This is a genomic window from Streptomyces sp. SAS_281 (assembly GCF_052542855.1).
The window spans coordinates 50,765-63,857 of record NZ_JBMNDO010000004.1 but is presented as its reverse complement, the minus strand read 5'-3'; the positions used below and the strand labels follow the sequence as shown (position 1 = coordinate 63,857).

11 protein-coding genes are annotated in these 13,093 nt (G+C 73.3%); 5 read left to right on the top strand and 6 right to left on the bottom strand.

Annotated elements, in window-relative coordinates; translation table 11 throughout:
* The first annotated feature begins 50 nt into the window (after positions 1–50).
* Both ACN6LM_RS03095 and ACN6LM_RS03090 read left to right on the top strand, forming a co-directional pair.
* Positions 51–791: a response regulator transcription factor gene (locus ACN6LM_RS03095; RefSeq protein WP_445063705.1), complete on the top strand. Its 741-nt coding sequence runs from the start codon at positions 51–53 to the stop codon at positions 789–791.
* Between the two features lie 4 nt (positions 792–795).
* The gene (locus ACN6LM_RS03090) at positions 796–2,316 is read left to right on the top strand and encodes a sensor histidine kinase (protein ID WP_445063768.1); all 1,521 of its coding nucleotides are present in this window, start codon (positions 796–798) and stop codon (positions 2,314–2,316) included.
* On the opposite strand, the gene ACN6LM_RS03085 is transcribed toward ACN6LM_RS03090, so the two are convergent.
* Positions 2,313–2,675 carry a hypothetical protein gene (locus tag ACN6LM_RS03085; protein WP_445063704.1) on the bottom strand — a complete coding sequence of 121 codons (363 nt, stop codon included), beginning with the start codon at positions 2,673–2,675 and terminating at the stop codon, positions 2,313–2,315. The two genes, ACN6LM_RS03090 and ACN6LM_RS03085, sit on opposite strands and share 4 nt — an antisense overlap.
* 130 nt (positions 2,676–2,805) lie before the next feature.
* Here ACN6LM_RS03085 and ACN6LM_RS03080 point away from each other — a divergent pair, with 130 nt between their 5' ends.
* On the top strand, positions 2,806–4,179 hold the full coding sequence (locus tag ACN6LM_RS03080) for a glycosyltransferase (RefSeq protein WP_445063703.1): 1,374 nt from the start codon (positions 2,806–2,808) through the stop codon (positions 4,177–4,179).
* The gene (locus tag ACN6LM_RS03075; protein ID WP_445063702.1) at positions 4,176–6,299 is read left to right on the top strand and encodes an ArnT family glycosyltransferase; all 2,124 of its coding nucleotides are present in this window, start codon (positions 4,176–4,178) and stop codon (positions 6,297–6,299) included. The genes ACN6LM_RS03080 and ACN6LM_RS03075 overlap by 4 nt, the downstream gene beginning before the upstream one ends.
* Before the next feature lie 12 nt (positions 6,300–6,311).
* Here ACN6LM_RS03075 and ACN6LM_RS03070 read toward each other — a convergent pair whose 3' ends face one another.
* Entirely contained in the window at positions 6,312–7,184 is an 873-nt protein-coding gene (locus ACN6LM_RS03070; protein WP_445063701.1) for an endonuclease/exonuclease/phosphatase family protein, read from the bottom strand.
* Positions 7,185–7,403: 219 nt separating this feature from the next.
* Between ACN6LM_RS03070 and ACN6LM_RS03065 the strand changes: the two genes are divergently transcribed.
* On the top strand, positions 7,404–8,168 hold the full coding sequence (locus tag ACN6LM_RS03065) for a TetR/AcrR family transcriptional regulator (protein ID WP_445063700.1): 765 nt from the start codon (positions 7,404–7,406) through the stop codon (positions 8,166–8,168).
* Between the two features lie 6 nt (positions 8,169–8,174).
* On the opposite strand, the gene ACN6LM_RS03060 is transcribed toward ACN6LM_RS03065, so the two are convergent.
* The 4 genes from ACN6LM_RS03060 to ACN6LM_RS03045 all read right to left on the bottom strand — a co-directional run bounded on the left by ACN6LM_RS03060 (position 8,175) and on the right by ACN6LM_RS03045 (position 13,032).
* On the bottom strand, positions 8,175–9,089 hold the full coding sequence (locus ACN6LM_RS03060; RefSeq protein WP_445063699.1) for an NAD(P)-dependent oxidoreductase: 915 nt from the start codon (positions 9,087–9,089) through the stop codon (positions 8,175–8,177).
* On the bottom strand, positions 9,086–9,550 hold the full coding sequence (locus ACN6LM_RS03055; protein ID WP_445063698.1) for a PPOX class F420-dependent oxidoreductase: 465 nt from the start codon (positions 9,548–9,550) through the stop codon (positions 9,086–9,088). Before ACN6LM_RS03055 ends, ACN6LM_RS03060 begins: the two co-directional genes overlap by 4 nt.
* Before the next feature lie 26 nt (positions 9,551–9,576).
* Positions 9,577–10,395, bottom strand: coding sequence for a YceI family protein (locus tag ACN6LM_RS03050; protein WP_445063697.1), 819 nt, complete (start codon positions 10,393–10,395; stop codon positions 9,577–9,579).
* Positions 10,396–10,608: 213 nt separating this feature from the next.
* Positions 10,609–13,032 carry an MFS transporter gene (locus tag ACN6LM_RS03045; RefSeq protein WP_458576025.1) on the bottom strand — a complete coding sequence of 808 codons (2,424 nt, stop codon included), beginning with the start codon at positions 13,030–13,032 and terminating at the stop codon, positions 10,609–10,611.
* Positions 13,033–13,093: the final 61 nt, after the last annotated feature.

The following is a 13,093-nucleotide window of genomic DNA, read 5'->3' as shown; positions in this document are numbered from 1 at the left end:
TCACAGAAACGGAAAAGGACTCTCTCAGAGCGGTCTCACAGGCTGGCGTCATGACGACGACGACCTCGCCCCAGGGGCGTACCGAACTGCTCAGGCCGGACCGCACCCCCGTGCGGGTGCTGGTCGTGGACGACGAGGCTTCGCTCACGGAGCTGCTGTCGATGGCGCTTCGTTACGAGGGCTGGGAGGTGCGCAGCGCGGGGGACGGGGCGGACGCCGTGCGTACGGCCCGCTCGTTCCGGCCCGACGTGGTCATTCTCGACGTGATGCTGCCCGACATGGACGGGCTCGCCGTCCTCGGCAGGCTGCGGCGGGAACTGTCCGACGTGCCGGTGCTGTTCCTCACCGCGCGGGACTCCGTGGAGGACCGGATCGCCGGGCTCACGGCGGGCGGCGACGACTACGTCACCAAGCCGTTCAGCCTGGAGGAGGTCGTGGCCCGGCTGCGCGGACTGATCCGGCGGTCGGGTACGGCGGCGGCGCGCGGCGAGTCGCAGCTCGTCGTGGGCGACCTGATGCTGGACGAGGACAGCCACGAGGTGAGCCGGGGCGGGACGAACATCCACCTCACGGCGACCGAGTTCGAGCTGCTGCGGTTCCTGATGCGCAACCCGCGCCGGGTGCTCAGCAAGGCGCAGATCCTGGACCGGGTCTGGAACTACGACTTCGGCGGCCAGGCCAACGTGGTCGAGCTGTACATCTCCTACCTGCGCAAGAAGATCGACGCGGGCCGCACGCCCATGATCCACACCCGGCGCGGGGCGGGGTACCTGATCAAGCCCGGTGAGTAGCGGAGTGCGGCGGCCGTGGACCCTGCGCACCCGCCTCGTGGTCTCGGCGGTGACGCTGATCGCCGTCGTCGCCGCCGTGATCGGCTCGGTCACCGCGATCGCGTTCCACAGTTATCTGTACGGGAAGCTCGACGGACAGTTGCGGGACATCGCGGTCCGGGCGCAGCGGGTGCCGGGTGTTCCCGCGCCCGGGGGGCCGAAGACGTCCCCGGGGCATGATCCGCTCGGTTTCATCGGCATGGGCGGCCAGCCGCTGGAGACCTTCGGCGCGCTGGTCGAGCAGGGGGAGATCACGGACTCGGCCGTCGTGAAGGACGGCGGTTTCGACGCCGGCGAGAACACCGAACCGCTGACCGCAGCCCAGCGGGACGCCGTGTCGGCGGCCGGTGTCACGGCGGACGACCGCGCGCACGACGCCGAGCTGCCCGGTCTGGGCGGTTACCGGGTGCGGGCGGTGCCGACGGACGACGGCGGCACGGTCCTCGTCGGCATCCCCACCACCGAGGTGAGCCGTGCGCTGGGCACCCTGATCCTGGTGGAGGTCTGCGTGACCGGTGCGGGGCTCGTCGCGGCGGGGATCGCGGGCGCGGCGATGGTCGGTGTCGCGCTGCGGCCCCTGCGGCGGGTGGCGGCTACCGCGACCCGGGTGTCCGAACTGCCCCTGCACAGCGGCGAGGTGGCTCTCCTCGAACGGGTGCCGGACGCCGAGGCGGACCCGCGCACGGAGGTGGGCCAGGTCGGCTCGGCGCTGAACCGGATGCTGGGGCACGTGGGTTCGGCCCTGGACGCGCGGCAGCGCAGCGAGACGCGGGTGCGCCAGTTCGTCGCGGACGCCAGCCACGAGCTGCGGACCCCGCTGGCCTCGATACGCGGCTACGCCGAACTCACCCGGCGCGGCCGGGAGGACCCCGGCCCGGACACCCGGCACGCGCTCGGGCGCATCGAGGCGGAGGCCCAGCGGATGACGGGCATGGTCGAGGACCTGCTCCTGCTCGCCCGCCTGGACGCGGGCCGCCCGCTCTCGTACGAGAGCACCGATCTCTCGCCGCTCGTCGTGGACGCGGTGAGCGACGCCCGCGCGGCGGACCGCGCCGGGCCCGTCCGCCACTGGCGCCTGGACCTCCCGGACGCCCCCGCGAGGGTCCGCGCCGACCCCACCCGCATCCACCAGGTCCTGGTCAACCTCCTGGCCAACGCCCGTACCCACACCCCGCCGGGCACCACGGTCACCGCCCGTGTCCTGGCCGGGCCCGCCGCCCCCTGGGTCACCGTGGAGATCCAGGACAACGGCCCCGGCATCCCTCCGGACCTCCTCCCCCACGTCTTCGAGCGCTTCGCCCGCGGTGACGCCTCCCGCTCCCGTCACGCCGGCTCCACGGGCCTCGGCCTCGCGATCGTCCAGGCGGTGGTGACGGCCCACGGCGGTGCGGTGGAGGTGCGGTCGGTGCCGGGGGAGACGGTGTTCGCGGTGCGGCTGCCGGTGGAGCGGGTCGGATGCGGACGGCCCCGGCCGGACAGGCCCTAGCGGGTCAGCGTCTCGAAGCCGTTGTCACCGCAGTACGCCACGATGAGGCCCAACGCTTCGGACTCGTCGCTGTTCATCGCCGCCGCTGTGGCCTCCGCCAGCGTGCGGCCCGCGCCCACGGGCTCGTCCGTGAGCGGCTGCATCGCCGCGAAGACGTCGCTCGCGATGGCCCCGGCCTCCTCGCCACCCGCCGCGTCCGGAGACTCCTCGTCGTGCGCCCTCTGCCACGCGCCCAGCTGCCGGCAGTAGTTCTCGCGCCAGTCGGTGAGCTGCTGTTCGCTCGCGCCCGCGTCGGACGAGCACCCCGCGACCGCCGCCACCAGGGCGAGGGCCGGTCCCACCGCTTTGAGCCCACGCATCCCTGTGCCCCTGGCCGTGATCACGACGGCCGCGCCCGCGACCGCCGCAGAAGCATACGTCCGTCGGTCCACAGGCACGCCACAGCCTCACCACACGCCTGTGACAGCGCCGTTGGCGACTGTCGACAGCATGCGAACAGAGACTCCTTGGAGCACCTTGCCGGCCCGGGACCACCTCCTCGCCGGCGTGGCCGGTGCGGCGGGTGCGCCCGTGCTCGATGTGGTGGTGCCCGTCTACAACGAGGAGAAGGACCTCGAACCGTGCGTGGTGCGGCTGCACGGGCATCTGGCCCGCACCTTCCCGTACGCCTTCCGGATCACCGTCGCCGACAACGCCAGTACCGACCGGACGCCCGAGGTGGCGGAGCGGCTGGTGCGGTCGCTGCCGGGGGTGCGGTCGGTCCGGCTGGAGGAGAAGGGGCGCGGGCGGGCGCTGCGCACCGTGTGGACGCACTCGGACGCGCCGGTGCTCGCGTACATGGACGTCGATCTGTCCACCGACCTCAACGCCCTGCTTCCGCTGGTGGCGCCGCTCATCTCCGGACACTCCGACCTCGCCATCGGGTCGCGGCTCGCGCGGAGTTCGCGGGTGGTGCGGGGGACGAAGCGGGAGTTCATCTCGCGGGCGTACAACATCATCCTCCGCTCGTCGCTGGCCGCCCGGTTCAGTGACGCGCAGTGCGGGTTCAAGGCGATCCGGCGGGAGGTCGCGCAGCGGTTGCTGCCGATGGTGGAGGACACCGGCTGGTTCTTCGACACCGAGATGCTGGTGCTCGCCGAACGGGCTGGGCTGCGCATCCACGAGGTGCCCGTCGACTGGGTGGACGACCCCGACTCCACGGTCCACATCGTCCGGACCGCCACCGAGGACCTGAAGGGCGTGTGGCGGGTGGGCCGGGCGCTGGCCGTCGGCGCGCTTCCGCTGGACCGGCTGGCGCGGCCCTTCGGGGACGATCCGCGCGACCGGGCGATCGGCGGGGTGCCGGGCGGGCTCGCCCGCCAGCTCGTCGGATTCTGCGTCGTGGGTGCCCTCTCCACGCTGTTCTACCTGGCGCTGTACTCCCTCTTCCGGCTCGGCACCGGGCCCCAGCTCGCCAACGGGGCCGCGCTGCTCGTCTCGGCCGTCGCGAACACCGCCGCGAACCGGAGGCTCACCTTCGGGGTACGCGGCCGGGGCGGCGCGGTCCGTCACCAGGCGCAGGGCCTCGTGGTCTTCGCCATCGGGCTCGCCCTGACCAGCGGTTCGCTGGCGGCCCTGGGCGCGGCCTCCGGTTCGCCCTCGCACAGCACCGAACTCGCGGTGCTCATCGCGGCGAACCTCGCGGCGACGGTGCTGCGCTTCCTGCTCTTCCGCGCGTGGGTCTTCCCGGACCGGGAGCGGGGAAACCCCGCGTCACCGGCCGTGGCGTTCCCCGCCGCCGACCCGGGAATCCCCGCGCACGATGCCGCCGTCCCCGCACCGCCGGCCGCCGGAACCACCCACGACCCGAGGAACGCCCGATGACACCGCTCGATCCCGCATACGCTCCGGCCGCGCGGCCGGACACACCCCCGGGGCACGCACGGGCCGATGCCCCCCTGCCCCGCCGCATCTGGCGCGGCCGGGCCGAGGACGCGCCGTGGGTGCGTCCCGCCTTTCTGGCCCTGCTGCTCGTCATCACGCTGGCCTACTTCTGGAACCTCAGCGCATCGGGCTACGCCAACTCCTTCTACTCCGCCGCCGTGCAGGCCGGCAGCCGCAGCTGGAAGGCGTTCTTCTTCGGCTCGCTCGACGCGGCCAACGCGATCACCGTGGACAAGCCTCCGGCCACCCTGTGGCCCATGGCCCTGTCGGTGCGGGTCTTCGGACTCAGCTCGTGGGCGATCCTCGCGCCGCAGGTGGTGATGGCGGCCGCGACGGCCGGGGTGCTGTACGCGACCGTGCGCCGCCGGTTCAGTGCCGCCGCCGGGCTCATCACCATGGCGGTGTTCGCGCTGACACCGGTCGCCGCGCTGATGTTCCGCTTCAACAACCCGGACGCGCTGCTCGCGCTGCTGATGACGGTCACCGTCCACTGCGTCCTGCGCGCGATGGAGAAGGGCCGCACGAAGTGGCTGGTGTGGGCGGGTGTCGCGGTGGGAAGCGCGTTCCTGTCGAAGACCCTCCAGGCGTTCCTGATCCTGCCGCCGCTGGCGGTGCTGTACGCGGTGTTCGCACCGGTCCCCGTACGGAAGAGGTTCGGGCAGCTGGGTCTCTCCGCGCTCGCCATGGTCGTCGCGGGCGGCTGGTGGGTGGCGGTCGTCGAACTGTGGCCGGCCTCCTCACGCCCGTACATCGGCGGTTCGCAGAACAACTCGTTCCTCGAGCTGACCTTCGGCTACAACGGGCTCGGCCGCATCAACGGCGAGGAGACCGGCAGCGTCGGCGGCGGTGGCGGCCGGGGCGGCGGCCAGTGGGGCGAGACCGGCATCGGCCGGATGTTCAACTCCGAGGTGGGCGCCCAGATCTCCTGGCTGCTGCCCGCCGCCCTGATCCTGCTCGTCGCCGGGATCTGGCTGACCTGGCGGGTGAGGAGGACGGACACCGCGCGGGCCGCGTTCCTCGCGTGGGGCGGTTCGCTGCTGATGACGGCCGCCGTGTTCAGCTTCATGGCCGGGATCTTCCACCAGTACTACACGGTGGCCCTGGCGCCCTACCTGGCCGCGCTGATCGGCATGGGCGCCACGGTCCTGTGGGAGGAGCGGGCCCACTGGTGGGCGGGCGCCGCGCTCGCCGGCACCGTCGCGGTGACGGCGTACTGGGCGTACGTCCTGCTCGGCCGCACCCCGGACTACCAGCCGTGGCTGCGGACGGCCGTCCTCGCCACCGGTCTCGTGGCGGCGGTGGGCCTGCTGCTCGCGGCCCGGCTGGGCCGCCGACTGGCCCTCCTCACCGTGGTGCTGGGCTTCGCCGCGTCGCTCGCCGGGCCGGCCGCGTACACCGTGAGCACCCTGAACACGGGCCACCAGGGCTCCATCGTCACGGCCGGCCCGTCCTCGGGCGGCATGGGCGGCGGTCCCGGCGGCGGACCGGGCGGCGGCGGCATGCGGCCGCCGGGTCAGGGCGGCACCAGCCAGCAGGGCGCCGGCCTGGGGCAGCCCCCCACCGGCAACCCGCCCGGCCAAGGCCGGAACCAGGGCGGACCCCCTGCCCGGAACGGCGGGCCCGCCCAGAACGGCCGGCGCGGCACCCCGCCCGCCACGGGCGAACGCGGCGGAGCCGGCGGCATGGGCGGTCTCCTCAACGGCGCGTCCGTCGGCTCCGAGGCCGAGGCGCTCCTGGAGAAGGACGCCGACGCCTACACCTGGGCCGCCGCGGCCATCGGCTCGCAGAACGCCGCGAGCTACCAACTCGCCACCGAGGAACCGGTCATGGCGATCGGCGGCTTCAACGGGAGCGATCCGTCCCCGACGCTCGCGCAGTTCAAGAAGTACGTCGAGGACGGCCGCGTCCACTACTTCGTCCCGGGCGGCATGGGTGGAGGCGGCATGGGAGGCAGTGGCACCGCCTCGCAGATCTCCTCCTGGGTGGAGGAGACCTTCACGGAGGTGACGGCAGGCAGCGCCACCTTCTACGACCTCACCCGGCCGAAGACGGACAGCTGACGACCGGAGAACTCAGCGCCGCAGCAACAGATCGGCCACGACCGGGCGGTGGTCCGAGGCAAGCGACTCCTCGGCCACCGCCGCGCCGCGTACCCGGACGGTGTCCTTCGAAACGGCCACATAGTCGATCCGCTGCACCGGATTCCGCGCCGGGTACGTCGGCCCGCCCGGCTCGATGTCGGTCAGCTCCTTCCACAGCGGCGCCAGCTCCGGCGCGGTCGGCGGCGCGTTGAAGTCGCCCAGCAGGATCTGCCGTACCGGCCGCCGCTCGTGCGCCCGGTCCTCCGCCATGATCCGCCGCGTGTCCGCGACCTGGGCGACACGGACGGACGGGTCGCCCCGGTAGTCGAGATGCGTCGCGTACACGTGGACCGGCAGGCCGCGCACCTTCAGCACCACCTCGCCGAAGCCGGGCGCGGGCGCCGGAACCGGGTTCGGGTCCTGCGTGGAGAGCCGGGTCAGATCGTGGTTCTCGGCGCTCACGATCCTGTACCGGGACAGCACGGCGACGCCGAACTCCCGCCGGGGGCCGCCCTCCTCCACCGGATCGAGGTTGTAGATCGGCGCGAAGGAGACGTGCATCCCCAGCCGCCGGCCCAGCTCGGCCGCCAGGTCCCGCCACTCGCTGCGGTCGCCCCAGCGGACGTCCACCTCCTGGAGCCCGATCACATCCGCGTCCAGGGCGCGCAGCGCGGCCACCTGCCGGTCGAGATCGAAGACGTTGTCCATGCCGGCCCCGGCATGGATGTTGTACGTCGCTACCCGCAGCGGGACCGACTGCCCGGGCGCCCGCCCGTGCCCCGCCGCCGTCGCGGGAGGCGCGAGCGCCGCCACCGACAACCCTGCGGCCACCAGGACTTCCACCGTACGACGACGCAGTGACATATCACTCCAGCTTCCGGGGCAGGCCGTATCCGATGCGGCGACCGGCACCGTACCCACGAGAGGACACTTGTACGCCCCAACCACCCCGATCCCTGGGCGGCCGTGCCGAGACAGCGGCATAGCATCGGGCGGGGCCTGCCGGACCGTACGCCTCCGTTCAGCGGGTAAGCGGTACGCGGCCGGTGCGTCCATCCCGCCGGCGAGACGAGGGAGTGCGCCATGGTGTCCGCGGCCGACCGCGTGAAGAACCCCGTCCGGTCCAGCGTGTGGCTGGAGACCCGGCACCCCGCGCGCTCCCGCCGGACGGCCCAGCCGGCCGGGCTCGACCGGGAACGGATCACCGCCGCCTCGGTCCGGCTGCTGGACGCCGAGGGCCTGGCGAAGTTCTCCATGCGCCGGCTGGCCGCCGAGCTGAACGTCACGGCGATGTCCCTGTACTGGTACGTGGACACCAAGGACGACCTGCTGGAACTGGCCCTCGACGCGGTCTACAGCGAGATCGCGCCACCGCCTGCCGACGCCCCCTGGCAGGACCGGCTGCGCGCGGTGGCCGCGGCGTACCGGGGGCTGCTGGTGCGGCACGTCTGGGTCTCGCCGCTCGCGGGCCGGTTCCTCAACCTCGGCCCGCACGCGTTGCTGGTGACCCGCACCGTGCAGGACGTGATCCGGGCGACCGGGCTGCCGCCGGAGAGCCGGGGCGGGGCGCTGTCGGCGGTCTTCCAGTTCGTGTACGGATTCGGCACGGCCGAGGGCCGGTTCGCGCGGCGGAGCGCGGAGGCGGGACTCACCCAGGACGAGTACGTCCGGCAGGCGATGGCCGCGATCCAGGAGCAGCCCCGGCTCGACGGCTTCGTGGAGGACTCGCCGGGCCTGACGGCGGCGCGCGGCGGGGCCACCGTGGAGGAGACACGCGAGCGCGACTTCGCCCTCGCGCTGGACCTGCTGATCGCGGGGATCGACGCGATGCGGGAACGCGCCCGGTAGGGCTGCTCAGTAGCCGCGCGCGGTGTCCACCGTGAGCGCCGGGACCCGGCCCGCCGAGAGGTCCCGCAGGCACGCCGCGAAGTCCGTGACGATGTCCTCGTCCGCCGTGATCCCCGCGGAGTGCGAGGTGACGACCGTACGCGGCAGCCGCCAGCACGGGTCCCCGGGCGCCGCCGGCTCGTCGGCCAGCACATCGAGTACCGCCCGCCCCACCGCCCCGGAGCGCAACGCCCCCTCCAGCGCCACCAGATCCACCGTCGCGCCCCGCCCCACGTTGAGGAAGGTCGCCCCGCCCATCGCGGCGAACCGGTCCGCGCCGAAGTACCCGGTGGTCGCCCCGGTCAGCGGGAGCGCGGCGACCACCCAGCGGGCGGCGGCCGGTTCGTCGCCCACGACCACCGCGTCGAAGCCGGGCGGCGCCGGGCGCGGGGTGCGGACGGCGGCCACGGTCCGGATGCCGCAGGCCCGGAGCAGCGTGGCGACGGCGGAGCCGATGCGGCCGGCGCCGTGCACCACGGCGGTCTGCCCGGCGACGAGTTCGGAGTCGATGCGGCGCCACTCGGCGCGGGCGTGCTGGGCGGCGAACTCCGGGACCGACTGGCACTCCGCGAGCACCCAGCCCAGCACGTACTGCGCGATCCGCTCGCCCATCCGGCCCACGGTCCGGGTCAGCGGCACGCCGTCCGGCCAGGGCCCGGAGCGCAGCAGGGCGTCGGTGCCCGCGTTGACGCTGTGGAACCAGACCAGGTCCGCCGCGCGCACCGCGTCGGGCAGCGAGGCACCCACGTACACGAAGGGGCCCTCGCCGGGGCCGCGTTCGATGGTGCGCCCGGTGGCCGCCGCCAGTCCGCGCACGGCGGCCTCGCCGACCTCGGGCCCGGCGACGATCCGGGCCCGGTCGAGCAGGGCGGGGGAGATCACGGGGCGAGGTGGGCCGGGAAGCCGCCGGTGGCGACGGGGCCCCAGCGCTCCGGGGTGATCCGGATGATCGACTTCCCCTGCTTCACCATCGCCGCCCGGTACTCGTGCCAGTCGGGGTGCTCGCCGGAGATGTTCCGGAAGTACTCGACCAGCGGCTCGACCGAGTCCGGCGCGTCGATGACCTCGGCGGACCCGTCGATCTGGACCCAGGGCCCGTTCCAGTCGTCCGACAGGACGATCACGCTGACCCGCGCGTCGCGCTTGGCGTTACGGGTCTTGGCGCGCTCGGGGTACGTGGAGACCACGATCCGGCCCGCGTCGTCCACGCCGCAGGTGAGCGGGGAGCCCTGGGGGCGGCCGTCGGCCCGGGTGGTCAGCAGGATCGCCCGGTGCCGGGGCCGTACGAAGTCCAGCAGTGCGTCGAGTTCCACGGCGGTGTTGGTCGCGATGTCGGGTGCCATGGAACCGACCCTACGGCGGGGAGCCGTCAGACGGCGGGCAGGGAATCGCCCTGCACGGCCTGGATGTCGAGCTCGACGCGGAGCGTGGTGCCGATCGCCGCGATGCCCGCCTGGACCACCTGGTTGTAGTTCATGGCGAAGTCCTCGCGGCGCAGTCCGGCGGTCGCGCTGAACGCCGCGCGCACCCCGCCCCACGGGTCGGGGCCGGTGCCGAGGTAGCTCAGGTCGAGGTCGACGGGCCGCGTCACGCCGCGCATCGTCAGCTCGCCGTGCACGGTCCAGCGGTCGGGCCCGGCCGGGGTCAGCCCGCTGGAGCGGTAGGTGATCTCCGGGAACCGGTCGGTGTCCAGGAAGTCGGGGGAGCGCAGGTGCTTGTCCCGCATCCCGTTACCGGTGTCGATGCTCGCCGCGTCGATGACCGCGTCGACCCGGGAGCTCCGGAGGTCCTCGGAGATCTCGACGCGCCCGCCGAACTCGGTGAACCGGCCGTGCACGCTGGAGATCCCCAGGTGCTGGGCGACCGCGCCCACCGAGGAGTGCGCCGGGTCCAGCGACCAGGTGCCCGGCGGCGGCAGCTCGACCCCGCCCTGGCGGCCCAGCACCACCGTGCCCGCGTCGACCGTGCCGCTGGCCGTGACGAGGGCGGTGGAGGCGGCGGGGGCGTACCCGACCGCCGTCACGATCACGGTGTACGCGCCCGCGGACAGCGGGGTGTCGGCCCGTACCGCCCCAGCCTCGTCGGCGGCGGCGCGCAGCACCTGCGTGCCGGTCATGTCGGTGACCGTCACGACCGCGTGCTGCACGGCCCAGCCGTCCCGCGTCCGTACCTGTGCGCGAAGTCCCATCCCGTTCTCTCTCCTTGCTCATGACCCGTCCGTCCACCGGACCGGGGCATTCAATGAGTCGGGCCCCGGGGCGGGGACGGCAGGCCGTCCCCTGCCTGCCGTCCCCGCCGCCGGGGCCCATTTCCACCGGCCGGCGCCGCGCCTCCGCTCGAAGGACGCCGCCCCCGCCAGGGGTTCTGTACGGGTCCGGGGTCTACCCCCGGACCGCGTGGGTCACTCGCCCGGGTGGACGAGCTCGATGTCGTGGCCGTCGACCCCGTGACCGGCCACCGTCAGGGCACCGGCCACCGGCGGGTAGCCGGTCGCGATGACCGTGTACTCGCCCGCGTCCAGGTCGGCGAAGGCGTACGCCCCGTCCTCCCCGGTGGTCGAGGTGGCGATCACGTTGCCGGCCGCGTCGACCAGCGTGACCCGGGCGTCGGGCAGCGGGCGGCGGCTCGCACCGGCCCGCACGACGCCCTGGACCAGCGCACCGGCCTGGAGCGCGGCGTCGACCCGGGTGACCCCCTGGCCGCCGATCTCGACCGGCAGGGCCAGCGGGCGGAAGCCGGCCGCGTTGACCGCGACGGTCACCGCACCGGGGACCAGCTCGCCGAAGGTGAAGTCGCCCGCCTCGGCGGACTTCCCGGTGGCCAGTACATCGCCGCGCACATCGGTCACGATGACCATGGCGTCCGCGATCGGGGTGCCGCTCTCGGCGGCGCGCACGGTGCCGGCCAGGCCGCTCGTACCCGAGAGGAGGATGTCGTACGCCAGCGGCTCGTCGCCGACGACCACGGTGGACGCCTGCGGCTGGAACCCGTCGGCGGACGCGATCAGGACGTACGAACCGGCGCCCGGGGCGGCCAGCGCGTAACTTCCGTCGGCCTGCGCCGCGGCGATGCCCAGCTGCCGGCCGCCGAGCGAGATCAGCGTGACGGCCGCCCGGGCCACGGGTGCGCCCTCGGCGCCCCGGACCACACCGCGGACGGGGGTGCCGTCCTTGGCGAAGTCCACGGGGGCCTCGGCCTCGGCGGCCGGGGCCGCCTCGGCGGTGTCGACGGCGGTGACCCCGGCGGCGCCCTCGGCGACCGCCTCGGTGACGGTGTCGGCGGGGGCCTCGGCGGGCGCGTCGGCCTGCGCCGGGGCGTCGCCCACGGCCCGCGTCCTGAGCGCGACCTCCTTGATGAACAGCGTGATCAGGAAGGCGAGCAGCGCGGCCGGAGCGGCGTACAGGAAGACGTCACCGACGCCGTGCCCGTAGGCGGTCTCCATGACCGTACGGAACGGGGCGGGCAGCTTGTCCAGGTCGGGGATGCCCCCGCCGCCGGTGCCGCCGTGGCCCAGGGCCGCGCCCTGCGGGCCGAGGTCCGCGAGGCCGTCCTTGACGTAGTGGGTGACGCGGTTCGCCATGACGGCGCCCAGCGCCGAGACGCCGATCGCACCGCCGAGGGAACGGAAGAAGGTGACGACGGAGCTGGCCGAACCGAGGTCCTTCGGGTCCACCTGGTTCTGCGTGGCGAGCACCAGGTTCTGCATCATCATGCCGATGCCGAGACCCATCACGAACATGTAGACCGCGATGTGCCAGTACGTCGTGTCGTAGCGGATCGTGCCGAGCAGGCCGAGACCGGCGGTGACCAGGAAGCCACCGCTGACCAGCCATGCCTTCCAGCGGCCCGTCTTGGTGATGACCTGGCCCGAGATGGTCGAGGAGAGGAACAGACCCCCGATCATCGGGATCGTCATCACACCGGACATCGTCGGCGACTTGCCGCGCGCCAGCTGGAAGTACTGGCTGAAGAAGACGGTGCCGGCGAACATCGCGATGCCGACGAACAGCGAGGCGAGCGAGGCGAGCGTGATGGTCCGGTTGCGGAAGAGCCGCAGCGGGATGATCGGCTCGCTGGCGCGGGACTCGGTGAAGACGAAGAGCAGCGCCAGGGCCAGGGAGCCCGCGAGCATCACGCCGGTCTGCCAGGACATCCAGTCGTACTTGTCGCCCGCGAAGGTCACCCACAGGAGCAGCAGCGAGACGGCGGCGCTGATGAAGAAGGCGCCGGTCCAGTCGACCTTGACCTCGCGCTTGACGACCGGGAGCTTCAGGGTCTTCTGGAGCACGATGAGGGCGATGACCGCGAACGGCACACCCACGTAGAAGCACCAGCGCCAGCCCATCCAGCTGGTGTCGGTGATGACACCGCCGAGCAGCGGGCCGCCGACGGTGGCGACGGCGAAGACCGCGCCGATGTAGCCGCTGTAACGGCCGCGCTCGCGCGGGGCGATCATGGCGGCCATCACGATCTGGGCGAGGGCGGAGAGACCGCCGACGCCGATGCCCTGCACCACACGGCAGGCGATCAGCATGCCGCTGCTGGTCGACAGACCGGCGATGACCGAGCCCGCGACGTAGATGATCAGGGCTATCTGGACCAGCAGCTTCTTGCTGAACAGGTCGGAGAGCTTGCCCCACAGGGGGGTGGTCGCCGTCATGGCCAGCAGCGAGGCCGTGACGACCCAGGTGTAGGCGCTCTGGCCGCCGCCGAGGTCGGAGATGATCTCCGGAAGGGCGTTGGAGACGACGGTCGACGACAGTATCGCGACGAACATGCCGAGCAGCAGCCCGGCGAGTGCCTCCATGATCTGCCGGTGTGTCATCGGCGTGCCGTCGGAGGCGTCGTGGCCTCCGTGCTTGGCGTGGCCGCCCCGCACACCGGTT

Bases quoted from the DNA above. Each gene is read 5' to 3' on its own strand.
- ACN6LM_RS03095 (WP_445063705.1), top strand. From the start codon at position 51: ATGACGACGACGACCTCGCCCCAGGGGCGTACCGAACTGCTCAGGCCG.
- ACN6LM_RS03085 (WP_445063704.1), bottom strand. From the start codon at position 2,675: ATGCGTGGGCTCAAAGCGGTGGGACCGGCCCTCGCCCTGGTGGCGGCG.
- ACN6LM_RS03080 (WP_445063703.1), top strand. From the start codon at position 2,806: ATGCGAACAGAGACTCCTTGGAGCACCTTGCCGGCCCGGGACCACCTC.
- ACN6LM_RS03075 (WP_445063702.1), top strand. From the start codon at position 4,176: ATGACACCGCTCGATCCCGCATACGCTCCGGCCGCGCGGCCGGACACA.
- ACN6LM_RS03070 (WP_445063701.1), bottom strand. From the start codon at position 7,184: ATGTCACTGCGTCGTCGTACGGTGGAAGTCCTGGTGGCCGCAGGGTTG.
- ACN6LM_RS03065 (WP_445063700.1), top strand. From the start codon at position 7,404: ATGGTGTCCGCGGCCGACCGCGTGAAGAACCCCGTCCGGTCCAGCGTG.
- ACN6LM_RS03055 (WP_445063698.1), bottom strand. From the start codon at position 9,550: ATGGCACCCGACATCGCGACCAACACCGCCGTGGAACTCGACGCACTG.
- ACN6LM_RS03050 (WP_445063697.1), bottom strand. From the start codon at position 10,395: ATGGGACTTCGCGCACAGGTACGGACGCGGGACGGCTGGGCCGTGCAG.
- ACN6LM_RS03045 (WP_458576025.1), bottom strand. From the start codon at position 13,032: ATGACACACCGGCAGATCATGGAGGCACTCGCCGGGCTGCTGCTCGGC.